Origin of the sequence: Sorangium sp. So ce295 (assembly GCF_051527405.1) — a bacterium.
GTDB lineage: Bacteria > Myxococcota_A > Polyangia > Polyangiales > Polyangiaceae > Sorangium > Sorangium cellulosum_B.
Map to the genome: position 1 here is coordinate 10,575,619 of NZ_CP150324.1, position 21,224 is coordinate 10,596,842.

Below are 21,224 nucleotides of genomic sequence, written 5' to 3' on the forward strand. Positions count from 1 at the left end.
CCTGACGTGACGATGGCGAGCGCGAGCGTCCTCCTGGTCTCGCACTCACAGGACGACTTCGGGATCGGGCGCGTGGCGGAGGCGCTGCGAAGGCGCGGCGCTCGCCCCGTCCGCCTGGACGTCGACCGGTTCCCTCGCGACATCACGCTCTCGACGGCGCTCGGGCCGGGCGGCGTGCGCCGCCGCCTGGAGGACGCCGGGGCCGAGATCGGCGGAGACGAGATCTCCGCGGTCTGGCTCCGGCGCCTCTGGGCGCCGAACCTCGGCGAGGGCATCCCCGAGGCGTACCGCGGCGCGTGCGTGCGCGAGTCGATGGCGGCGCTGACCGGCTGGCTGCGCGGGCTCCCCGCGCGGCGCTGGATCAACGAGCCCGCGGCCGAGGAGCGCGCCCAGGACAAGCTGCGCCAGCTCGCGGCGGCGGCGTCGGTCGGCCTTCGCATCCCCGAGACGGTGGTGACGAACGACCCGGCCGACGTCCGCGGCCTCTTCGCGCGCCTCGGGGGGAACGTGGTCGCCAAGATGCTCACGCCCTTCTCGACAAGCCTCTCCGGCGGCGCGCCGTTCGTCTTCACGCACGCCGTCTCGGAGGCCGACCTCGACGCCCTCGCGGGGCTGCGCCAGAGCCCCATGATCTTCCAGGAGCGCATCCCCAAGGCGCGCGAGCTCCGCGTCGCCTGCGTCGACGGCCGGTGCTTCCCGGGCGCGCTCGACGCGACCCGCTACGAGTCGGTCGCTGTCGACTGGCGCCACCCGGACGTGAGCGAGGTCGGCATCGGGTGGGAGCCGGACGCCCTCCCGCACGACGTCGAAGCGCAGCTCGGCGCGCTCCTTCGCGCCCTCGGGCTGGTCTTCGGGGCCGTCGACCTCATCCGGACGCCGGACGGAGAGCACGTCTTTCTCGAAGTGAACCCCGCCGGCGAGTGGGGCATGCTGGAGCGGGATCTCGGGCTGCCGATCGCCGACGCGCTGGCGGAGGCGCTGCTCGCTCCGACGGAGAACCGGTGACAGTCCTCATCATCACGCACAGCGAAGACAACGAGTGCATCGACCGCGTCGCCGCCGCGATCGCCAGGCTGGGCGGCCAGGCCTTCCGCTTCGACACCGACGCCTACCCGGCGGGAGCGCGGCTCTCGCTCTCGTCGGGGGACGGCGCGGGCCGCTCCACGCTGACCACCCGGGACGGCGCGCTCGACCTCGGCGACGTGACCGCCGTCTGGTATCGCCGGGTCGCCTACGGCGCCAGGCTGCCCTCGTCGATGGATCCGCAGCTCCGGAGCGCGTCGATCCAGGAGGCGAAGCAGACCGCGGAGGGCATGCTCGCGGCGTTCCGCGTCCCGCAGGTCGACCCCTTGCCGGCGGTGCGCTTCGCGTCGAACAAGCAGGTGCAGCTCGACATCGCGCGCGAGGTCGGCCTCGACACGCCGCGCACGCTCACGACCAACGACGCGGACGCGGCGCGGGCCTTCGCCGCGACCTGCCCGGGCGGGGTGATCGCCAAGATGCTCTCGTCGTTCGCCGTCTACCGCGACGGCGAGGAGCACGTGGTCTTCACGAACGCCCTCGAGGCCAAGGACCTCGCGGACATGCGGGGGCTCTCGCTCTGCCCGATGACCTTCCAGGAGAACATCCCGAAGGCGCGCGAGCTGCGGGTCACGGTCGTGGGCGAGCGCGTCTTCACGGCCTCGGTCGACTCGCAGGCGGCGCCCGGCGCCGAGGTCGACTGGCGCCGGCAGGGGATCGAGCTCATCGACGCCTGGCGCAAGGACACGCTCCCGCCCGACGTCGAGACGGGCGTGCTCCGGCTGATGGATCAGCTCGGCCTCAACTACGGCGCGATCGACATCCTCCGCACGCCGGACGGCCGGCACGTCTTCCTCGAGGTCAACCCGTCCGGCGAGTTCTTCTGGCTGGAGCGGAACCCCGGGCTGCCGATCAGCGAGGCGCTCGCCGAGGTCCTGCTGGGCAAGGCGCCGCGGCGCGGCTCGTGGAGCGCCTTCCTCCACACGCCGGCGACGCAGCCCCGCTGAGGCGGCGGCGCAGCGCCGCTGAGCGGACGCTCGGTGCCGTCCGCCCGCCCGCCTGCCGCTCCCTCATCGGACGGACGGGCGCCGCGCAACGCGCCCCTGCGCCGCGCGGTGCGGCTTGACAACGCCCGGAGGTTCCGCACTTGCTATCCGTTCAGGGGAGGGCACCGCCCCTGCGCCCGGCAAGCGATCTCGTGAAGATCCTAGAGCTCCACCTCCTCGCGTTCGGCCCCTTCACGGATCTCCGGCTCGACTTCTCCTCGCCGTCGCCGGGCCTCCACGTCGTCTACGGCCCCAACGAGGCCGGGAAGAGCACCGCGCTCCGGGCGATCCGCGGCCTGCTCTACGGCATCCCGCACATCACGCCCGACGCCCACCTGCACCACAACACCGATCTCCGCGTCGGCGGCCGGCTCGCGGGCAGGGGCGACGCCGCGCTCGCGCTCGTCCGCCGCAAGGGGCGCGTGAAGACGCTCCGCGACCCGGACGACAACCCCCTCGACGACGCCGCGCTCGCGCCGGTGCTCGGCGGCGTGACGGAGGAGCTGTTCCGGACCTCCTTCGGGCTCACCCACGAGACGCTCCGCCAGGGCGCCGAGGCCCTGCTCCAGGGCAAGGGCGACGTCGGTCAGAGCCTGTTCGGCGCGGGGCTCGGCGGGCCGGGGCTGCATCAGCTGCTCGCCACGCTGCGCCAGGAGGCGGACGAGATCTTCACACCCCAGGCGAGGACCCGCCCCCTCAACGAGGCGATCAAGGCCTTCGAGGCGGCCCGCAACGGGGCCAGGAGCGCCGCTCACCCGCCCGCGGACTGGACGCGCAAGCGGCAGGAGATCGACGAGCAGCGGGCCGAGCAGGAGCGCGTCGACGCGGAGCTGCGCGCGCTCCGGTCGACCGACAAGCGGCTCCGGCGCGCGCTCCGGGTGCTCCCGCTGCTGGAGGCGCGGCGCGCGATCCTCGGCCGGCGCGCCGCCCTCGGCCACGTCGTCCTGCTGCCCGAGAGCGCGCAGCGCGACCGCGAGGACGCCCAGGATCGCGCCGCCGACGCGAGCGCCCAGGCCTCGCGGCTCCGCGCCGACATCGCGGAGCTCGAGGCCCGCCACGCCGCGCTGGAGGTCCCCGCGTCGCTCGCCGACCTCGACGCGGGCGCGATCGACGGCCTCGTGACCCGGCTCGGCAGCCACCGCAAGGCCGCCGTCGACCTGCCGCGCGTCCGGGCGGAGCTCCACGGCGTCGAGGAGGACGCGCGCGCGATCCTCCGCAGGCTCGGGCGGGACGCCTCGCTCGCCGGCGGCGACGACCCCGAGCGGCTGGAGGCGATGCGCGTCGACGTCGCGACCGAGGCGCGCATCAAGAAGCTCGCCCGCGAGCGCGGCGCCGCCGAGGCCAAGCCGCGCGAGGTGGAGCGGCTGCTCTCCGCGCACCGCGCGCGGCGCGACGCCTGCGCGCGCAGGCTGGCCGAGCTGCCGCCGGGCGAGGACCCCGCCCCGCTCCGAGGCGCGCTCTCTCGCGCGCAGAAGCAGGGCGACCTCGAGCACCGGCTCCGCGAGGCCGCCGCCGCGGCGGCGCAGCTCGCCCGCGACGCCGATGCGCAGCGCGATCGGCTCGGCCTCGCGGCAGCGCGGCGGGCGCGCCTCGACGTCGACGATGCAGCGCGGCGGGCGGGCCTCGACGCGGGCGGCGCGCCCGAAGGCTGGCCGCTCTCCGCGGCCGAGGCGAGCGCCCTGCCCGTCCCGCTCCCCGAGACGGTCGACCAGGCGGCCGCGCAGTGGGGCGCGCTCGCCCGGGAGCGCGAGCGGCTCGGCGAGCGCGCCGCCGAGATCGAGGCGCGCCTCCGCGAGAGCGCCCGCGAGATCGACGCGCTCCAGCGCGCCGGCGCCGTCCCCACGGAGGCCGACCTCGCGGAGGCGCGCGAGCGCCGGGACGCCGCCTTCAAGGCGCTGGTGCGCGCCCTCCAGGCGAAGGCGGGCGCCCGCGCGGCGGCCGCGTCGATCCACACCGCCTCGCTCTTCGACCTCGGCGCGGACGCGCCCGCCTCGCCCGGGGGGCGGCGCAGGCCGTCGCTCGCCGCGCGCGACGAGCCGCCGGCCGCCCGGGGGAAGCCCGACGACTACGCCGACCTGGTCCGCGCCGCCGACGCCCTCGCCGATCGGCTGCGCCGCGAGGCCGACCGGGTCGCCCGCCTGGCGCGGCTGCTCGCGGACGAGGCGCGGGCCCAGGCCGACCAGGCGCAGCTCGCCGCGGAGCGCGCCGCGCTGGCGCGCCGGGCCGAGGAGGCCGAGGCCGCGTGGCTCGATCTGTGGCGGCCCGCGGGCGTCGCCCCGCGCTCCCCCGAGGAGATGCGCGGCTGGCTCGGCCGCTACGCGGCCTTGACCGCCACGGTCGACCGGCTGCGCGCCGCGGAGGCCGAGGCCGAGGCGCTGCGGGCCCGGATGCAGGCGCACGCCGCCGAGCTCCACGCGGCGCTCCAGGGCGCCCGCGCCGCGCCGGGCGCCTCGCGCGGCGACGCGCCCGGCGCGGGCTCGCGCGGCGACGCCGCCGGAGCGCCGGAGGACGCGCCGGCGCGCCTCCCGGCGCTCGTCGAGGCCGCGGAGCAGGAGCTCGCGGCCATCGAGGGCGCGGCCCGGGAGCGCAAGGAGCTCCTGCGGGAGCGCAAGGAGCTCGAGCGCGAGATCGAGGACCTCGAGCGCGAGCAGGCGCAGCACACGCGGGCGCTCGAGGCGTGGCGGGCCGAGTGGGCCGAGGGCGTGCGGCCGCTCGGCCTGCCCGGCGACGCCTCCGCGGACGAGGCCACGGCGATCCTCGACGAGCTCGGCGCGCTGTTCCGCAAGGCGGACAGCGCCGCCCACGAGCGCCGCCGGGTGCGCGGCATGGAGCGCGACGCCCGGACCTTCGGGGCCGACGTCGCGGAGCTCGCGTCCCGGCACGCGCCGGATCTCGCCCCGCTGCCGGCGGATCAGGCCGCCGATCAGCTGATCAAGCGCCACCACAAGGCGCGCGCCGACCTCCGCGAGCGCGGCGAGATCGCGCGGAGCCTGGCCGACAAGCGCCGCGAGCTGGATCAGCAGGACGCGCGCCGCGCGGCCGCCGAGGCGCGCCTCGCCAAGCTCTTCGAGGCGGCGGGCGTCCCGCGCGGCGGTGACGACGCCGACGACGTCGCCGCGCTCTCCCTGGCGGAGGAGCGCTCGCGCGAGGCGCGCCGGCTCGACCGCGAGCTCGTCGAGAACGAGGGCAAGCTCCTCGAGGCGGGCGAGGGCGCGGGCATCGCCGCGCTCGAGCAGGAGACCGCCGGGGTGGAGCGGGACGCGCTCGCGCTCGAGCTCGACCGGGCGGAGGAGCGCCTCGCGGCGCTCGAGGACGAGCGGCGCCGGATCGACAGGGCGCTCGGGAGCCTGGAGCAGGAGCGCGAGCACCTCCGGGCGACGGTGGGCGCCGCGGAGGCCGCCGCGGAGGCGCAGATCTGCCTCTCGCACCTGCGCGGCGAGGTGCGCCGCTACGTGCGGGCGCGCCTCGCCGCGGTGCTGCTCGAGCGCGAGATCGAGCGCTACCGCGAGCGCAACCAGGGCCCGATCCTGGCGCGCGCGAGCGCGCTCTTCCACCGCCTGACGCTGGGCGCCTTCGCCGGCCTCCGGGTGGGCTACGACGAGAGCGAGCAGGCGATCCTCCGCTGCGTCCGCGCGGCGGCGTCCGGCGCGGGGGTCGGCGGGGCGGCGGCCGCGAGGGCGCCCGCGCCGGACGGCGCGGCGGAGCCCGCGAAGGCGCCCGCGGACGCAGCGGTAGAGCCCGCGAACGCGCCGGCGAATGCAGCGGCGGAGCCCGCGAAGGCGCCCGCGGACGCAGCGGCGGAGCCCGCGAGGGCGCCGGTGCAGCGCGAGGTCGACGTGACGGGCCTGAGCGACGGCACGCGCGACCAGCTCTACCTCGCGCTGCGCCTCGCGAGCCTCGAGCACCACGCGCGGACGGGCGAGCCGATGCCGCTCATCCTGGACGACATCCTGATCCACTTCGACGACGACCGCGCCCGGGCTGCCCTCGCGGTGCTCGGCGAGCTCGCGGGGACGACGCAGGTGCTGTTCTTCACGCACCACGCGCGGCTCTGCGAGCTCGCGCGCGAGGCGGTGCCGGCCGACGTGCTCCGCGAGCACCGCCTGCGGTAGCAAGGCCGGTCACCGCGATGGGCTATCCTGGGCGCGATGACGGTCCAGGAGCTCCACGTCGCGGGATACCGCTCGATCCGCGAGCTGACCCTCCCCCTCGCGCAGGTCAACGTCATCGTCGGACCGAACGGCGTCGGCAAGACCAACCTCTATCGCACCATGGTGCTGCTCGGCTCCGCGGCGAGCGGGACCTTTGCGCGCACGCTGGCCGAGGAGGGGGGGATGCCCTCGGTGCTCTGGGCCGGCCAGCGCAGCAAAGGCCCGGTGCGGATGACGCTGCGGGTGCGGCTGGATCAGCTCGTCTACGAGCTCCAGTGCGGGCTGACGCCGCCGCCGGGAGGGCCGTTCGAGCTGGACCCGGACATCAAGGAAGAGAACCTCTGGCTGCTCGACAAGCGCCGCCGCCTGCCGATGCTGGAGCGGGCCGCGGGCTCGGCCTTCGCGCGCGACGCAGACGGCCACCGCGTGACCTTTCCCTTCTCGCTCTGGGGCTCGGAGTCGGTGCTGGCGCAGGTGGTGGAGCCGCACCGCTTTCCGTTGCTCTCGGTGGTGCGGCAACAGCTGATGAACTTCCGGTTCTATCACCACTTCCGCACCGACTCCGGCGCGCCGTTGCGGGTCGAGCAGGTCGGGGTGCGGACGCCTGTGCTCAGCACCGATGGCCACGATCTGGCCGCGGCGCTGGCGACGATCCTCGATATCGGCGACAGGGTCGCCTTGAAGGACGCCGTCTCCAGCGCGTTCCCTGGCGCGTCCCTCGAGGTCTCCTCGACGCAGGGGCGGTTCCGCGTCGAGCTCCGGTTGCCAGGGATGTCGCGGCCGCTCGACGCCCGCGAGTTCTCGGACGGCACGGCGCGCTATCTCTGCCTCCTGGCGGCGCTGCTGAGCCCGAGGCCTCCGCTGCTGATGGCGCTGAACGAGCCGGAGACGAGCCTGCATCCGGATCTGCTCGGGCCCCTCGGGGATCTCCTTGTGCACGCGGCATCCCGGAGCCAGCTGTGGATCACGACGCACTCCCGCCCGCTGGCGGAGCGGATCCGGAAGGCGACGCCCTGCCGGCTCATCGAGCTTGGCAAGGAGGGTGGAGAGACGGTGCTGGCGAGCGGCGCGGCGGAGGACGAATGACGTCCGCCATCAACGACAGAGGTCTGCTCGTGTTCATTCGATGATCCATCGAAGCACGGGACCGGCGACGACGACGAAGGCCACCTGGCCCGGAAGCACAGGACTCTCCCCGCCGAGCCACTGCACATGGGCGCTCGTCGACCAGCCCAGCGGCCCTGCGAAGTACGAGTTGACCTGCGCATGCCCGCCTATCGCCACCCCGGCGACGCGCCCGCACCAGGCGGCGCCGCACGACGGCATGTCGAAGAGCCCGACCGATGGCCCCAGACTGAAATTGCCTTCGTCCCACGCAACGCCGACGTCGAGTGACGTCTGATTGTAGACACCGAGCCCGCCGTGCTGGGGCCCCAGGTGGATGGTGCACAGGTCGTGGACCGTGAACACGAAGTCTCGCTCGAAGCGCCACGATATCGCCGCTTGTGGACCCACCGAGGGGCGATAATCGTCGCCGATCTCAATCCACCCGATGCTCGCACCGGCGCTGATCTCGGGAGCTCCTGCGCGCGCCGGTGCGGCGAGGAGCGGGAGGACGACCACGACCGCCCATGGGATCTTCTGCCAGCTTCTCGTGCCCATGGTACCTCCCCTTTCCCCAGCGGACGAGCGACGCGACGACGCGAGCCGTCCTACTGATGGTGAAATTGGACGTCAACCGGGATTCGGGCGGGGACGTCCCGATGGACGCGGGTCGTACCGTCCAGAGGTTGCGCCCGTCGCGCGCCGGCCTGCGAGGCGCGAGTGCTCTCAGGCGCCAAGCAGCGGCGCCGCCTCCGCGGCGTCGAGCAGGGCAGCTGGCTCTTGGGAGGCGCTCGCCGCGGAGGCAGGCGGCGGAGCGTTCTCGCGGCGGGCGGCGGAGAGCGGCCCCCCGCGGCGATGGGCTATGAGGCGAGAGGAACCATGATCTCAGGTCGCGAGCCGTTCACGGCCACACCTCCGCGGGCTCCTCGTCGACGTCGTCGTCGCCGGCCTCCTCGTCGCCTTCCTCCTCGTCGACCTCCTCCTCCACCGCGCCCTTGACGATCCGCGACTGGAGCTTCGGAGTGACGTCCTCGAACGCGTCGCCGTGGAAGTAATAGCCAATCTTCCGCAGGTCCGCGTGGCGCCGGACCAGGAGCGTCCAGAGCCGATCGCGCATCGCCGCGGCCTCGCCGCGCCGCTTCGCGGCGGGCCGGCGGGCGCCGGCGGGAGTAAGGTTTTCGAGCGCTCCCCCGCCTGGCAGGGCCGGCACCAGCCACCGCAGTTGAAGCCGGTCTCAGCCCTCGGGCGCAGGGTCCAGCCCTCGGGGCGGTCGGCGCTACCGTGCGAGACGGCACAGCCCTTCCACGTCGCGGGATCGCCGGTCGCTTCGTTCCGTTCGGCCTTGTGCCGTGGTGGCCTCGTTTCCCTTGCATGGAGGTTTCGCCATGGGTCGACGCTCATTCCAGATAATCGGGGCCGTAGGCATTCTCGCCGCGATGTTTTCGGCACTGATTCCGGCATGCGTGATCCGAATCGGTCCCGGGGACGGGGATGATGGTGGGAGCCTTGCGGGCGGGGATTCGTCGGATGACAATGCAGGCGACAATGGCGAGCAGACCGACGGATCAGAATTCACGCCCGAGGAACAAGCCGCGATCGACGACCTGGAGAATGCCGACCCCAACGAAGCAAGCCGCACATTGCTTGTTTCGGAATACGCGGGCTATGCCGTCGCCGGATTCATCGAAAGCAGCGGCGTGGATCCTGCGACTGCTGACCAAGCAACGATCGACCAGCTAATCGAGCAATACGCTCCGGTCGCGTGGCAGATGGCACAGGAATGGGTCGATACCCTCGATCCATCGGCCATACCACTCGATCGCTATCAGCGTCGTCATCATGGCAACGGGATGCGCGGGTGGAAACTCAATGACGGACAAGAGCAAGCCGAACAACGCAACGCAAGTCGATGTGCCCCAAGAAGCGCAGGACGCCCTCTGTGGCATGGTCGGGTTCGCGGAGGTCACCATAGCGCTAGCGGCACCGCGGGTAATGGCGAAGGCGCCGCGAATACCATCACGAGCGGAGTCATTGCGGGCCCTCGACGGCTATCTAGCGATCATCGCCGACGCAAAGCGACGACCGGAAAACGAGGATAACCGGCCCTATATCGCGGGCGAGCCTTACGTTCTCAGGTTGCGCGAATTGATCGCGACGTGGGAACCATCGAAAGTCGTTCCGGAGGACATTGAAGCGACAGCCCGCGCGGCCCTCATAGCATCGAATGCAACGGAACCGCCCGAGGGCTGGGATAACTACGAGGGCGAACGGGACGCCGATTGACTCTACTGCGGGAAATCGAGGTTCATGCCAGGGATCCCTGGGACGTTCGGAGCCGGAACCGTGCGCGCCATGACACACGGTCGCGAGGTGTGGGACGCGGGGCGTCAAGTCGGGCGGCAGCGGGACGAGGGCCGGCGCGCGCACCAGATGTCCTTGGAACGGGCGTGACGGCGCGGTGGCGGCCAGGCTTCGGCACTTGCGCAGTGCCGCCGCCGAAAACTTCAGGCGCAGCAGGTCCTCGGAAGGCGCTCGTCGCGGAGACAGGCGGCGGATAGCACCTCGCCGCAGCGGGCTAGCACGACAAATGGCTCGCCGGCCAGCCGCGAAACCAAGCGCTTCGACATGGGTCCCTCCGCAGCGCGCAGCCTACCCAGACGCACCGCCCGCCCCAGCCGCACAGCGCTCGATTGCCGCCTTCCTGTCGATGGCTCCCCGGAAGGGTGCCCGACGCGCTCACGCCGGACACGGCCCGGCGCACCCCTCGCCGCCGCAGTCGATGCCGGCCTCGTCGCCGTTCTTCACGCCGTCCGTGCAGGTGGGGGCCTCGCAGACGCCGGCCCAGCACACCCCGCTCTTGCAGTCCGCGCCGGTCTTGCAGCCCCCGCCCGGCTCGCAACGCGGGCACGCGATCGTGCCGCAGTCGACGCCGGACTCGCGGCCGTTCTTCACCCCGTCGCTGCAGTTCGGGATCATGCAGCTCCCGCTCGTGCACACACCGCTCATGCAGTCCGCGGCGGCGCGACAGCGGTCGCCCGCCTGACAAGGGCGGCACGGGCCACCGCAGTTGAAACCGGTCTCTCCGAGGCCCACGTCTTGCTCATCGTTCTCGCAGTGCCCCGGAACGCACCAGACGCCATCACACGCGAGCCCGCCGGGACAGGCCAGCGCGGGATCTTCAGCGAAGCACTGCACGCAGGCGCCTTCGTGGCACCGCCCCTCGCCCGAGGCGGGGCAGGTGACATCGTTCAACAGGAGATGCTGCGGCGCATCGACCTCGCAGACGTCGAGTGTGCATTGGTTGCCATCATCGTAGACGTCGTGAGCCGACACGCTGACCACACGGCCATCGGTCGTGCACTGCTCTACCTTGCAGTCGCCCCGGATCTGCGACGCCAGCGGCCCGTCGTGGATCTCCACCGCGCACGCGCCGTCCACGCACCTCCCCGCGCCGCACCGCGGGTCCGGCGGGCCGGGGCACTCGTCGTCGCCCTCGCAGCGGCCGGGCGGCACGGGCACCCCGGAGCACTCTGCCGTGCCCTCCGCGCACTCGTCGCAGGTGCGGCACTCTTCGAAGCAACCCGGCTTCTCCTCGCCGAGCGCGCAGCAGATGACCTTACCCGGGTCGCCGCATACGCAGTGCTCATCGACGCAGATCGCGCCTGGAATGTACTGCACGTCCGACTGACAGTGATCCGTGGTCGCGCACTTTCCGCCTATATAGGGCCCATCACCACATGCAAAGAACGTCGCTGGGCCGATGAGAAGAATGGAACCAACAAACCAAGGCGCGATGGGCCTACCCATGCTCCAGTCCTCCGGCACGAGGCTGAGGCGCGGCACCCTGGCGGCCCCAATCCGCCGGGGTGTCGTTTGCCTGTCATCCGAGGCGCGCACTATGCCGCGTCGGGCCCGCGGCCGTCACGCAAGTTTTCGCCAGAATGCGCCGCTGGCGAGGCAGCCTTCCAGCAGGGCACGCGCACTGCGTCCGGCTCACGAGGCGAACAGCCAGGCGATGCTCGCCGCGCCGGCCAGGAACAGCGCCGCCGTGAAGATCAGGATCGCCGTCCGGTCGGGGCGGTACTCCCCGCGATCGATGGCGCGAGCGACGCGCAGGTAACGCATCGCGGCCCACGCGATGAGCGCCATCCCGAGCACGACCATCCCCGCGCCGACGCCCACGACCTCGCGCAGCAACGACCGCGGCCCTCCCGGCGCGGCCGGCGGCCCCGCCTCCAGGAAGTAGAGGCTGACCCGGTTGAGCGTGATGCCGAAGCCGAGCAGCGCGATCGCCGTGCGCACGTAGGCGAGGTGCGTCCGCTCGTTGGCCAGGTGCTCCCTCGCGTAGGCCTCCGTGCGCTTCACGCTCTCCTCGCCCGGCATGCTGGCTCGCCCTCCTCGTCGCGCGGCGCCCGCTTCAGCGTCGGCCGTACCGATCGTCGAACCACGGGTACGCCGTGTTCGAGTAGCCGCGGACCTCCCAGAACCCCGGCTGATCGGCCGCGGTGAACGTGATCCGCCGGATCCACTTCGCGCCCTTCCAGGAGTAGAGCTGCGGCGTGATCATCCGCACCGGGCCCCCGTGCTCGCGCGGCAGCGGCTTGCCCTCCCAGGTGTGGACGAGCAGCACGTCGGGCAGCATGGCCTCCTCGAGCGGCAGGTTCGTCGTGTAGGGGGTCTGCGTGCCGGGCGCGATGTCGCTCGCCTCGATCAGCACGAAGCGCGCGTCCGCGAGCGGGCGCGCGCGCTCCGCGAGGGCGGCGAACCGGACGCCGATCCAGTGGTTGTCCAGGCGGCTCCAGGTGGTCACGCAGTGGAAGTCGGACACGTCGAGCGTCTGCGGCAGCGCCATGAACTCTTCCCAGGAGTAGGTCCGCGGCGCCTCGCAGAGCCCGTCGATCTCGAGCTGCCAGCGGTCGGTCGGGATGTCCGGCGTATCGCCGAGATCGAGCACCGGCCAGCTCGTCACCTCGCGCTGCCCGACCGGCAGCCTCGGCATCCCGTGCCGGTTCGGCGGCCCGCTGCCCATCGGGGCGAGCCCGTCGAAGGCGCCCTTGCCGCGCGCCGCCTGCCGCGCGGCGAACGCCTGCTTGCGCTCGATCAACGACCTCGCCCGCCGCCCCGCGTCGTCCCCCATGACGTGACCATGGCGAGAGCTCTGGACGCCTGCAAGAGCGAGCTCATCCGACCTTGCGGCCCGAGAGCTCCACGGAGGCGGCATCCACCGACACCGACGTCGGGGGGCCGAACTTCTTGACCTGAACGGTCACGAGGAGGGCCGGCGTGTCGTCGAGCACGCGCTCGATGATGCGCTCGGCGAGCGTCTCGAGCAGCTTGTACGACGCGCTCGTGCCCGATTCGACGACGAGGCTCGCGAGCCTGTCGTAATCGAAGACGCGCGCGCGCGTGTCCGCTCGAGGCAACAGCGAGACCGGGAGCTCCACCTCCAGGCACACGACGAAATCCTGGGGCAGGTCGCGCTCGGCGCGAGACACGCCGTGCTTGGCGCGAAAGCGGATGCCGTCAAGGCGGATCCGGTACGTCTGGATCGCGGACTCCATCGGCGCCCCCTAGCACGCCTTCCGGCCGGCTTCCGCCGCAAGAATGCCAGGCAGCAGGCTCGCCCGCTCGCCGCGGCCCTCCCGGCGCGCGGCGGCCGTCTCGGCGGCGCGGGCGGCCTTCCCGGCGCGACCGCCCCCGAGGCGCGCGGCTCCTCCGCGCCACGTGCGTCAGAGGAGAGGCCGCTTGAAGCACACGGCTTCGATCTTCGCGGTCATCTCGCTGCGCAGGAACTGCACCGGCTCCCAGCCTTCCTGCCCGAACCGCTTGAGGACCGGGTTCCATCCGGACGTCGTGGTCACCTCGATCACCTGACTGTCGCTGACGCGCGCGGTCTCCACGTCCACGCATCGAATCTCCCACCGGGGCGGATCGGTCCCCGCCTGCACCGGCGGCACCAGGAAGCGCGGCGCGACGTACGACGCGGAGCAACCGAAAAGAAATGCGACGGCGATGGCTGTCCCGGAGCTGAGCTTCGGCATGAGCGGTCCTTTCCTGCGGGGTCGACTCGCGAAGGCGTATCGACGCTTCGTGCGCCACGTCAACTGGGAACGGCGCGCGCGCCGGCGCGGAGCGCGCCGGCCCCTCGGCCGTCACCGGCGCGCGTCCGGGGCGTCCAGCCACGTCCGCTGGAACCGCTTCCCCTTCCTCCGCGTACTCATCCAGGGGCACAACCTCGCCTCGAAGGAGCGGCGCCGATGATGCTCGCTGGACACCTCGATGATCCGTTGGAGGACGCGCTCCTCGCCCGCGCGGGACGGGCGCGCGACGCCGAGGTCGAAGCGCACCTCGGCGCCTGCAGCGACTGCGCGCGCCGGCTCGCCGACGCGGAGGCCGCCGTCGCGGCCGTCGCCCTGGCGCTGCCGCCGGTCCCGGCGGAGGGCCGCCTGCGCGCGCGGCTCTTCGCCTCGGTGGATCGCCTGGAGCGGTTCACCCCGATGGCGCCGCGCCTCGCCGCCCTCACCGACGTCGCGCCGGACGACGCCCGGCGCGCCCTCCACGCGCTGTCGGAGCCGGAGGCGATGAACGCCGTGCTGCCGGGCATGCGCGTCCTGCCGCTCGCGACCGGCCCGCGCCGCGCGACCACGAGCGCGATCCTCGTCTGCCTCGAGCCGGGCGGGAGCATCCCGCGCCACCGTCACCTGGGCGACGAGCGCATCCTCGTCTTCGAGGGCGCCTTCGCCGTGGACGACGGGCGCGTCGTCCGCGCCGGGGAGGAGCTCCACAGCCCCGCCGGCTCGATCCACGCCATCCCGACCGTCGTCGGCGACGCGCCGTGCCTGTGCGCGATCGTCGGCGAGGGCGGCATCGAGGTGGCGCTTTGATCGCCGCGAGCACCGGGCCCGCGCCCGCTCACGAGGCGCCGCCGGCTCACGTCGCGGCCCCGTCCGCGCCGGGCAGCGACGAGGAGCTCGTCGTCCGCATCGCCGGCGGCGACCGGGAGGCCCTCGCCGCCCTCTACGACCGGTACGCGCCCGCGCTCCTCGCGCTCGCCCAGCGGGTGCTCGGGAGCCCCGCCGAAGCCGAGGATCTCGTCCACGACTGCTGCCTGGAGGTCTGGCGAAAGGCCCACACCTACGAGCCGCTCCGCGGGTCGGCCCGCACCTGGCTCATGATGCGGCTGCGCAGCCGCGCGCTCGATCGGCTCCGATCGGCGAGGCAGCTCCGCCTGGTCGCGGACGGCGAGGAGAACGACGCCCCGGCCGACCTCGGCGGCCCCGACCCGGCGCTCGGCTCCGACTGCGCCCGCGTGAGGCGCGTCGTGGCAGCGCTCCAGGAGGACCAGCGCACGGTGCTCGAGCTCGCCTATTTCGAGGGGCTCTCCCTCGTGGAGATCGGCGAGCGCCTCGCGGTGCCGGTGGGCACCGTCAAATCCCGCCTCTCGCGCGCGCTGGAAAAGCTGCGCGCCGCGCTCCAGGAGCCGCCGCGCGCTGACATCTTCCCCAGCTCCGCTGCACGCCTACCCTAGGGGCGGTCACCCGCACAGGAGACGGGTCCAGATCGGCGTTTTCGGCGCGGAAGCGCACTCCAGTGCGCTGAGCACCGAAAACGTCGAGATGGGCCCGTATCCGCAGCGGGTGACCGCCCCTAGCGTTTACGCGCGAGCGCCTCGCGGTCCTTGACGATGAGGCGCCGCCCCGCCGCGTCGAGCACCCCCTCCTTCCGGAACGCCCCGAGCGTCAGCGTCACCGTCTCGCGCGTCGACCCGATCACCTGGGCGATCTCCGCGTGCGTGATCGGCGCCGAGATCAGCGTCCCGCGCGGCGTCGGCACGCCCCACCGCTCCGCCGCGTGCAGGAGGAACTCGGCGAGGCGCCCTCCCACGTTCTTGAAGAGCATCGACTCGATCCGGTCCTCGGTCTCCCGCTGCCGCGCGACGAGCAGCGCGAACACCGCGCCACCGAGCCCCGGGTGCTGGGCGCAGAGCTCGCGGACGAGCGCGAGCGGCACCCGGACCACCTCGGCCTCATCCATCGCGATCGCCCGCTCCGTCCGCGTCTCCAGCCCGCCGAGGCACGACTCGCCGAGCACGTCGCCCGTGCCGCGGTAGCTGAGCGGGAACGCGGCCCCCGCCTCGTTGACGCGCTCGACGCGCGCGCGCCCCCGGCCGAGCACCACCAGCGTGTCCGCGGGGGCCCCCTGCTCGAAGATCGCCGCGTCGGACGCCACCACCTCGAGCACCGCGGCGTCCGTGACCGCCTCCCGCACCTCGCGATCCACCTGCGCGAACAGCGAGCAGAGCCGGAAGGCGCGCGCCACCCGAGCCTTCACGGGATCCGTGGGCTGGCGGCCAGCATCCTGCGCGTACTGGGAATCCAGATCGCTCACGGTAGGGAACAAAAGAGTAATCCATCCCGCGTGGGTTGACACACAGGAATCCCCTGCGACCGAGGCCCGGCGCAGGGCGAACGGAGCGCAGCGCTCAGCGTCCGTCGCGGTCGAGCTGCACGACGATGTCCCGGTCGAGCGCGCTGTCCGCCGCGCGGGCGAACTGCTGGAACTTCGTATAGGCATCGGGCTGCACGCGGCCCGCGGGCAGCTCGAGGAAGCGATCGAGGACCAGCGCGCCCCCGTCCATGCGATCGTTCACACGCACGGCGCGCCCCTCGTCGTCCGCCTTCGACGGAGCGAGCTTCGTGACCAAGCGCGCGCCCGCGGGGAGCTTGACGCGGAGCCGCACCTCCGAGCGCGTCGCGATCTGCTCCGACAGGTAGAGCGGCGTCTCGCGGACCGGCAGGCTGGCGAGGCTGGCCACGCGCACGCCGAAGGGCGGCGTGATGACCAGCTCCCCACCCTGCGCGCGCGCGAAGCTCGCGGCGGCGATCTTCATCTTCAGCGTGAGCGGCCGATCGATCTCGCCCAGCTCCTTGATCTCGATCGCCTGGAGCCGCGCCCCCGGCACCATCTGCGGCAGGAGGCGCGACTCGACGGCGTCCCTGAGCTGGGCGTCGGGGAGCGACTCCAGCGCCGAGCGCAGCGCGATCGCGAGCTTGCCCTCGTAGCGCTGCTCGATCGTCAGCGAGGCCGAGCCGTCCCTCGCCACCTCGGCGACGCCCTCCGTGACCACGCCGTCGTGCGCGCCGGACGAGGGCGTCACCTCGCGCGGCGTCCCCGGCTTCAGCACGATCGCCGGCTGCCCGCGGAGGGAGCTCGGCAGGTAGCCGTACGGCGCGAACTTGTCGCGCACGAACATCCAGCGGACCGCGCCAGCGCCGGGCTTGTCCCCGGTGTCGAGGCGGACGGCGAGCGCGTTGAACGTCTCGGCCTCGCTCATGGGCCCGCGCGGCGGCGCGGTGAGCCGGTCGCTCACGACGCCGTAGCCGGCGTCGATGCCGACCAGGCGGCACAGGTAGAGGAACGCCTCGGTCCGGTTGCCGCTCTTGCCGATGACGACGCGGCGGCCGTCGTCCTCGCGCCCCGGCTCCACGTTGGCGAGCACCCACCGGTAGATCCGGCGCGCCTGCTCGTCCTTCGACGGCGCCGCTCCGCCGCCCTCGCCGCGCGCGTCCTGCGCGGCGCCGGCGGCCTTCCCCTGCTCGCCGCCGCCCGCGGCGAGCGGCGTGCGCGCGATCGCCCGCGCGATGCGCACGAGCCGCGGATCGCGCGGCGTCTCGTCGGCGGCCGCGTCGACCATGCGCGCGATCGTGCTGTCCAGGCGGATGCCCCAGCCGATGCGGATGTTCGGAAGGAACTCCGAGATCGGCGCGCTCGCCGGCTCCTCCGGGAGCGCGGGGCTCTTGTCGACCCGGTAGCGGCGGGTGACGAGCGCGCCGGACTCGACGATCTCGGGCGCCGGGACGGGGCCGGAGGCCTCCACGTCGAGCGGCCGGCTCTTCGGCGACACGACGATGAACTCGCTCCGCCAGTAGGGGACCTTCTCCTCGCGGAAGAACCAGCGCGGGCCCTGGAACGTGAGGCCCCCCTGCCCGTCGCCGCGCAGCACGAACAGGTTCTCCACCTCGATGTAGTCGCCCACCTCGAGGTGGGGCATCGTCACGGTCGGCTTGTCCTGGATGAACTCCGGCTCGTGGATCGACCCGTCGCGCTTGACCGTGCGGAGCTTGAGCACGAGCCCCTCGGGCATGCGCTGCTCGGCGTGCTCCTGGATGGCCTCCCGCGACTGGATCCGGATGATCTCGTGCTGGAGCATCCGCGCCGAGCCGTCCTCGTGCACCCACATGGCCGCATAGTCGAGCACGCGCGCAGCCGTGCCCGGCATGACCTCGCCCGAGGCCTCGTGCTCGGCGATCACCTTCTTCGAGTCGAGCCGGTACGGGCTGAGCTCCGTCGTGCCGTCGAGCAGCTCGATCGCGTCGCGCAGGCCCGAGGTGTCGGCGCCGGTGCGGATCGCCTCGATGAGCGCCTTCTGGAGCGCGTCGCGCTCTCCCCGCGCGAAGCGCGCGTCCGCCAGCGCCAGGCGCGCGTCGGCGTCGTCCGGCGACTTCGCGAGCGCGCGCTCGAGCTGCTCGAACGACTCGGCGCGCTTGCCCGCGCGGGTCAGGAGATCGGCGATGCGCGCGGCGATGTCCTTGCGGTCCTTGCGGGCGGAGCCGAGGCGCTGGAGCTCCTTGATCGCCGCCGCGTAGTCGCGGCGATCGATCGCCCTCTCCAGCTCGATCTCCGCGTCGGGATCGAGCTCCCGGATGCGCGCGGCGAGGGCGTCGGCCTGCGCGATGTGCCCGTCGCCGTCGTGGATCCGGAGGAGGGCGCCCAGCACCTCGATGTCGTCCGGGAAGCGCGCGGCGGCCTCCTTCACGGTGCGGACGTGCTCGACGCGCCAGCCGAGGCGCGAGTACATCCCGGCGAGCGTCTTCAGGAGGTCGGGCACCTCCCGGAAGCGGTCGGCGAGGGCCTCGATCGTGCGGGTCATCTCGGACAGGCCGACCTTGTCGGCCTCCTCGAGCGCGAGCCAGAGGCGGGGGTACCAGAGCTCCGGGTCCTTCTCCGCGGCGCGCGCGCGCACGTCCTTCACGAGATCTTGCCCGTCGGACGCCGGGAAGATCGGGTCCTTCTCGAGGAAGACCGCCTGGGCCGCGAGCGCGGGGCCGGTGGCGCGCGCAGGATCGGCCACGAGCGGCTCGATCAGCACGGCGCTCACGTCGTCCTGGCCCTCGAGGTGCGCGATGGTCGCCGCGAGGTACCGGGCGATCGGATCGCCCACGTCGCGGTCGGCGGGGGGCGCGCCGCGCAGGCCGAGCGCGCGCGCCACCTTCGGCGCGGGCTGCGGCGGCACGCCGAGCGCCGTGAGGAACGGCTCGATGGGGTTGGGATCTGGCAGGACCTCGGGCGCGACGAGCGAATAGGGCGGCGTCGGATCGGCGGACGTGGCCACGCCGAGGGGCGTGCCGTCGGGCGCGAGCAGGCGGATGGAGGTGTCGCGCCCCCCGACGCGGGCGAGGATGCGGTGCCGGCCGGGGCCGAGGCGCAGGCGGGCGCCGAAGCGGGGCCAGATCCCCCACTGCTTCGTGTCGCGCGTCAGCACCTCGACGTCGTCGACGAGGATGGCGTAGGCCCCCTGGACGGCGATGAGCATCTCGCGCTCGGCGGGCAGGTCGATGAAGGTCTCGACGTAGAAGATGCCTCCCCTGGCCCCGCCCTCGCCGGGCCCCTCCGGCGCGACGGCCGAGAGCTGGCAGCCGCGGCGCTCGGCGCCGAGCACGCGCGGCGGGCCTCTGCGGTGGGGATCGCGCGGGAACACGGGCGGCCAGGGGCCGGCGCGCTCCGCCTCGTAGTGGACGCGGTGGTCGCTCGCGGCCAGGTGGCCGAACGGGCCGGCGAAGCGGGCGTTCTCGATGCACCCGTAGCGGCGCGCCGCGTGGTCGATGAGCGGCACGGCGGGCGCCGCGCGGCTGACGTCGCCGGCGTCGCCGGCGGTCCCGGCGGCGCCGTCCGGGCGCGCCGCGGCGGCCTCGTCGGGCAGCCCGTCGAGGCTCCACCACTCGACGAGCTCTCCGCGCGCGCGCCAGCCCAGCTTGCCCGGGTGGTCGATGGCGCGCAGGACGACCTCGCGGGACTTCTTCCAGAGGCCCGCGACGCTGGAGCGCAGGCCGAGCAGGCGGTTCGCGGCGAACCAGCCCACGAGCGGGGCGTCGGGGTGCGCGCTCACCCGGGCCGCGTCCAGCGCATCGAGGTAGGCCGCCGCCGCGCGCGCGTTGCGGCCGTGCCCCTCGTCGTCGATCGCGCGCCCGAGCGACGCGAGCATCGATTTCGCGCCGATCCCCTCGAGGCGCTTGCGCGCCTCCCTGGCGCCGGCGGGCGTGCCGCCCGGGACCAGGAGCTCTCCGAGGAGCCAGCGGCCGACGACCTCGCCGTCGGCCGAATGCGCGCCGGCGTCGCGGAGCGAGGCGATGGGGTCTTTCGCGCCGGACGCGGTGACCGCGCCGCAGGCGCCGAGCGCGAGGGCCAGGGCGGCGGCGCCGGCGAGCCGGGCGAGCGTGGAGAGGGGGCGAGGAGCGCGCATCGGCCCGGTCCTTAGCGCGAGCGACCGCGTGCGCACAGAGACGCCGCGCGGCGCAGCGCTCCTGACCCGCCCGGCCCGTGAGCGCCCCGCCCGGCCCGCCGTCGCCGCCCGACCCGCAGCATGCGGTCTCCACGGCGTGTGGCCCGCGGCTCCAGGGGCATCGTCAAGGAGCGCCGTCGCCCCTAGAGGACGACGCGCCACGAGATCGTGCGCGACAACGTGGACGGCCCCATGGGTCGATGCTGATCTTGATTATCATTTGCATCATTGCTATGTGAAGCGGCGAACTCATGGAAGACGACCTTGCGGTAGAGCTCGGCGCGCTCGCGCACCGCGGCGCCGCCCCGCTGTCTTGATCGGGGAGCGCGCTCTTTCGAACCACCTCGCCGCGATGCTTTCGCACCGACAAGGATGAACGACATGGTACCCGGTTACACAGAAGAGACGGTGCTTGAGGTCCACCACTGGACGGACAAGCTCTTTACGCTCAAGACCACCCGCTCGCCGAGCTTCCGCTTCGCGAACGGGCAGTTCTGCATGATGGGGCTCCTGGTCGCGGGCAAGCCGCTCGTCCGCGCGTACTCCCTCGCGAGCGCAAACCACGAGGAGACGCTCGAGTTCTTCTCGATCAAGGTGCCGAACGGCCCGCTGACGTCGCGCCTGCAGCACATCGCCGTCGGCGAGACGATCCTCGTCGGCAAGCGCGCGACGGGCACGCTCACGATCGGCAACCTGCGGCCGGGCCGGACCCTGTGGCTCCTCGCGACCGGGACCGGCCTCGCGCCGTTCCTCAGCGTCGTCAAGGACCCCGAGACGTACGAGCGCTTCGAGCGCGTGGTCATCACGCACACGTGCCGCCGCGCGCAGGACCTCGCCTATGCGCGCTACCTCGAGCACGAGCTCGCGGCGGACGAGCTGCTCGGCGAGATCGTGCGGCCCAAGCTCCGCTACTACCCGTCCGTCACCCGCGAGGCGTTCAAGACCGAGGGCCGGATCACGGCGCTCATCGAGTCCGGCCGCATCTTCGCCGATCTGGCGCTGCCCGCGCTCGACCCCGCGCACGACCGGCTGATGCTCTGCGGCAGCTCGGAGATGCTCGCCGACACCGCCGCGCTCCTGGAGTCGCGCGGCTTCGAGGAGGGCAACAGCGGCGAGCCGGGCGACTACCTCGTGGAGAAGGCCTTCGCGGGCGAGAAGCGCTCCCCGCTCGCCAGCGCGTCGCCGGCCGAGAGCACGAACGTGTCCGGCCCGGCGTGACGTCGCGCGCCGCGCGTCGGGCTGCGCCCGGGACCCCGCGTCGGCGTCACGGCTGACGCGCGGGTCGATGCGGCGCGCACGCCGCGCAGTCGGATCTGGACCGGGGCCACCGCCCGCCTCGGTCCA

Annotated in this window: 18 protein-coding genes; 8 read left to right on the forward strand and 10 right to left on the reverse strand. The window is 73.4% G+C overall.

Annotation, left to right across the window (positions count from 1 at the left end; genetic code table 11):
• The first annotated feature begins 12 nt into the window (after positions 1-12).
• The 4 genes from WMF11_RS40095 to WMF11_RS40110 all read left to right on the forward strand — a co-directional run bounded on the left by WMF11_RS40095 (position 13) and on the right by WMF11_RS40110 (position 7,303).
• Positions 13-1,005 (forward strand): MvdC family ATP-grasp ribosomal peptide maturase, encoded by a 993-nt coding sequence (locus tag WMF11_RS40095; protein ID WP_437974559.1) that lies wholly within the window; start codon positions 13-15, stop codon positions 1,003-1,005.
• Complete coding sequence (locus WMF11_RS40100; protein WP_437974560.1) at positions 1,002-2,027, forward strand: MvdD family ATP-grasp ribosomal peptide maturase; 1,026 nt, start codon at positions 1,002-1,004, stop codon at positions 2,025-2,027. The genes WMF11_RS40095 and WMF11_RS40100 overlap by 4 nt, the downstream gene beginning before the upstream one ends.
• Positions 2,028-2,218: 191 nt before the next feature.
• Complete coding sequence (locus WMF11_RS40105; protein ID WP_437974561.1) at positions 2,219-6,178, forward strand: AAA family ATPase; 3,960 nt, start codon at positions 2,219-2,221, stop codon at positions 6,176-6,178.
• 36 nt (positions 6,179-6,214) lie between these two features.
• The gene (locus WMF11_RS40110) at positions 6,215-7,303 is read left to right on the forward strand and encodes an AAA family ATPase (RefSeq protein WP_437904430.1); all 1,089 of its coding nucleotides are present in this window, start codon (positions 6,215-6,217) and stop codon (positions 7,301-7,303) included.
• Between the two features lie 33 nt (positions 7,304-7,336).
• On the opposite strand, the gene WMF11_RS40115 is transcribed toward WMF11_RS40110, so the two are convergent.
• Both WMF11_RS40115 and WMF11_RS40120 read right to left on the reverse strand, forming a co-directional pair.
• On the reverse strand, positions 7,337-7,879 hold the full coding sequence (locus tag WMF11_RS40115; RefSeq protein WP_437974562.1) for a hypothetical protein: 543 nt from the start codon (positions 7,877-7,879) through the stop codon (positions 7,337-7,339).
• A gap of 343 nt (positions 7,880-8,222) precedes the next feature.
• Complete coding sequence (locus WMF11_RS40120) at positions 8,223-8,438, reverse strand: hypothetical protein (RefSeq protein WP_437974563.1); 216 nt, start codon at positions 8,436-8,438, stop codon at positions 8,223-8,225.
• Positions 8,439-8,706: 268 nt separating this feature from the next.
• On the opposite strand from WMF11_RS40120, the gene WMF11_RS40125 reads away from it, so the two are divergent.
• Complete coding sequence (locus tag WMF11_RS40125; protein ID WP_437974564.1) at positions 8,707-9,420, forward strand: hypothetical protein; 714 nt, start codon at positions 8,707-8,709, stop codon at positions 9,418-9,420.
• A 637-nt stretch (positions 9,421-10,057) separates the two neighbouring features.
• On the opposite strand, the gene WMF11_RS40130 is transcribed toward WMF11_RS40125, so the two are convergent.
• From WMF11_RS40130 to WMF11_RS40150, 5 genes are all read right to left on the reverse strand, one after another.
• Positions 10,058-11,128 (reverse strand): hypothetical protein, encoded by a 1,071-nt coding sequence (locus WMF11_RS40130; protein WP_437974565.1) that lies wholly within the window; start codon positions 11,126-11,128, stop codon positions 10,058-10,060.
• A 186-nt stretch (positions 11,129-11,314) separates the two neighbouring features.
• A complete protein-coding gene (locus WMF11_RS40135) occupies positions 11,315-11,704 on the reverse strand; it encodes a YidH family protein (protein ID WP_437904433.1) in 390 nt (129 codons plus the stop codon).
• 34 nt (positions 11,705-11,738) lie between these two features.
• On the reverse strand, positions 11,739-12,458 hold the full coding sequence (locus WMF11_RS40140) for a molybdopterin-dependent oxidoreductase (RefSeq protein ID WP_437904434.1): 720 nt from the start codon (positions 12,456-12,458) through the stop codon (positions 11,739-11,741).
• A gap of 43 nt (positions 12,459-12,501) precedes the next feature.
• Positions 12,502-12,882: a dihydroneopterin aldolase gene (locus tag WMF11_RS40145; protein WP_012239791.1), complete on the reverse strand. Its 381-nt coding sequence runs from the start codon at positions 12,880-12,882 to the stop codon at positions 12,502-12,504.
• 168 nt (positions 12,883-13,050) lie between these two features.
• On the reverse strand, positions 13,051-13,362 hold the full coding sequence (locus WMF11_RS40150) for a hypothetical protein (protein ID WP_012239792.1): 312 nt from the start codon (positions 13,360-13,362) through the stop codon (positions 13,051-13,053).
• A 216-nt stretch (positions 13,363-13,578) separates the two neighbouring features.
• Here WMF11_RS40150 and WMF11_RS40155 point away from each other — a divergent pair, with 216 nt between their 5' ends.
• Together WMF11_RS40155 and WMF11_RS40160 are read left to right on the forward strand one after the other, a co-directional pair.
• Complete coding sequence (locus WMF11_RS40155) at positions 13,579-14,205, forward strand: cupin domain-containing protein (protein ID WP_437974566.1); 627 nt, start codon at positions 13,579-13,581, stop codon at positions 14,203-14,205.
• Complete coding sequence (locus WMF11_RS40160; RefSeq protein ID WP_437974567.1) at positions 14,202-14,849, forward strand: sigma-70 family RNA polymerase sigma factor; 648 nt, start codon at positions 14,202-14,204, stop codon at positions 14,847-14,849. Before WMF11_RS40155 ends, WMF11_RS40160 begins: the two co-directional genes overlap by 4 nt.
• Before the next feature lie 119 nt (positions 14,850-14,968).
• On the opposite strand, the gene WMF11_RS40165 is transcribed toward WMF11_RS40160, so the two are convergent.
• The 3 genes from WMF11_RS40165 to WMF11_RS40175 form a co-directional block, all read right to left on the reverse strand.
• Entirely contained in the window at positions 14,969-15,709 is a 741-nt protein-coding gene (locus WMF11_RS40165; protein ID WP_437545050.1) for a Crp/Fnr family transcriptional regulator, read from the reverse strand.
• Between the two features lie 94 nt (positions 15,710-15,803).
• A complete protein-coding gene (locus WMF11_RS40170) occupies positions 15,804-19,841 on the reverse strand; it encodes a hypothetical protein (protein ID WP_437974568.1) in 4,038 nt (1,345 codons plus the stop codon).
• A 182-nt stretch (positions 19,842-20,023) separates the two neighbouring features.
• Positions 20,024-20,263: a hypothetical protein gene (locus WMF11_RS40175; RefSeq protein WP_437545052.1), complete on the reverse strand. Its 240-nt coding sequence runs from the start codon at positions 20,261-20,263 to the stop codon at positions 20,024-20,026.
• Between WMF11_RS40175 and WMF11_RS40180 the strand changes: the two genes are divergently transcribed.
• Positions 20,262-21,098: a ferredoxin--NADP reductase gene (locus WMF11_RS40180; protein ID WP_437974569.1), complete on the forward strand. Its 837-nt coding sequence runs from the start codon at positions 20,262-20,264 to the stop codon at positions 21,096-21,098. The genes WMF11_RS40175 and WMF11_RS40180 overlap by 2 nt on opposite strands.
• Positions 21,099-21,224: the final 126 nt, after the last annotated feature.

Excerpts from the sequence above, each read along its gene's own strand:
- WMF11_RS40095 (WP_437974559.1), top strand. The coding sequence starts at position 13 with ATGGCGAGCGCGAGCGTCCTCCTGGTCTCGCACTCACAGGACGACTTC.
- WMF11_RS40110 (WP_437904430.1), top strand. The coding sequence starts at position 6,215 with ATGACGGTCCAGGAGCTCCACGTCGCGGGATACCGCTCGATCCGCGAG.
- WMF11_RS40115 (WP_437974562.1), bottom strand. The coding sequence starts at position 7,879 with ATGGGCACGAGAAGCTGGCAGAAGATCCCATGGGCGGTCGTGGTCGTC.
- WMF11_RS40120 (WP_437974563.1), bottom strand. The coding sequence starts at position 8,438 with ATGCGCGATCGGCTCTGGACGCTCCTGGTCCGGCGCCACGCGGACCTG.
- WMF11_RS40125 (WP_437974564.1), top strand. The coding sequence starts at position 8,707 with ATGGGTCGACGCTCATTCCAGATAATCGGGGCCGTAGGCATTCTCGCC.
- WMF11_RS40130 (WP_437974565.1), bottom strand. The coding sequence starts at position 11,128 with ATGGGTAGGCCCATCGCGCCTTGGTTTGTTGGTTCCATTCTTCTCATC.
- WMF11_RS40135 (WP_437904433.1), bottom strand. The coding sequence starts at position 11,704 with ATGCCGGGCGAGGAGAGCGTGAAGCGCACGGAGGCCTACGCGAGGGAG.
- WMF11_RS40140 (WP_437904434.1), bottom strand. The coding sequence starts at position 12,458 with ATGGGGGACGACGCGGGGCGGCGGGCGAGGTCGTTGATCGAGCGCAAG.
- WMF11_RS40145 (WP_012239791.1), bottom strand. The coding sequence starts at position 12,882 with ATGGAGTCCGCGATCCAGACGTACCGGATCCGCCTTGACGGCATCCGC.
- WMF11_RS40150 (WP_012239792.1), bottom strand. The coding sequence starts at position 13,362 with ATGCCGAAGCTCAGCTCCGGGACAGCCATCGCCGTCGCATTTCTTTTC.
- WMF11_RS40155 (WP_437974566.1), top strand. The coding sequence starts at position 13,579 with ATGATGCTCGCTGGACACCTCGATGATCCGTTGGAGGACGCGCTCCTC.
- WMF11_RS40170 (WP_437974568.1), bottom strand. The coding sequence starts at position 19,841 with ATGCGCGCTCCTCGCCCCCTCTCCACGCTCGCCCGGCTCGCCGGCGCC.
- WMF11_RS40180 (WP_437974569.1), top strand. The coding sequence starts at position 20,262 with ATGGTACCCGGTTACACAGAAGAGACGGTGCTTGAGGTCCACCACTGG.
- WMF11_RS40175 (WP_437545052.1), bottom strand. The coding sequence starts at position 20,263 with ATGTCGTTCATCCTTGTCGGTGCGAAAGCATCGCGGCGAGGTGGTTCG.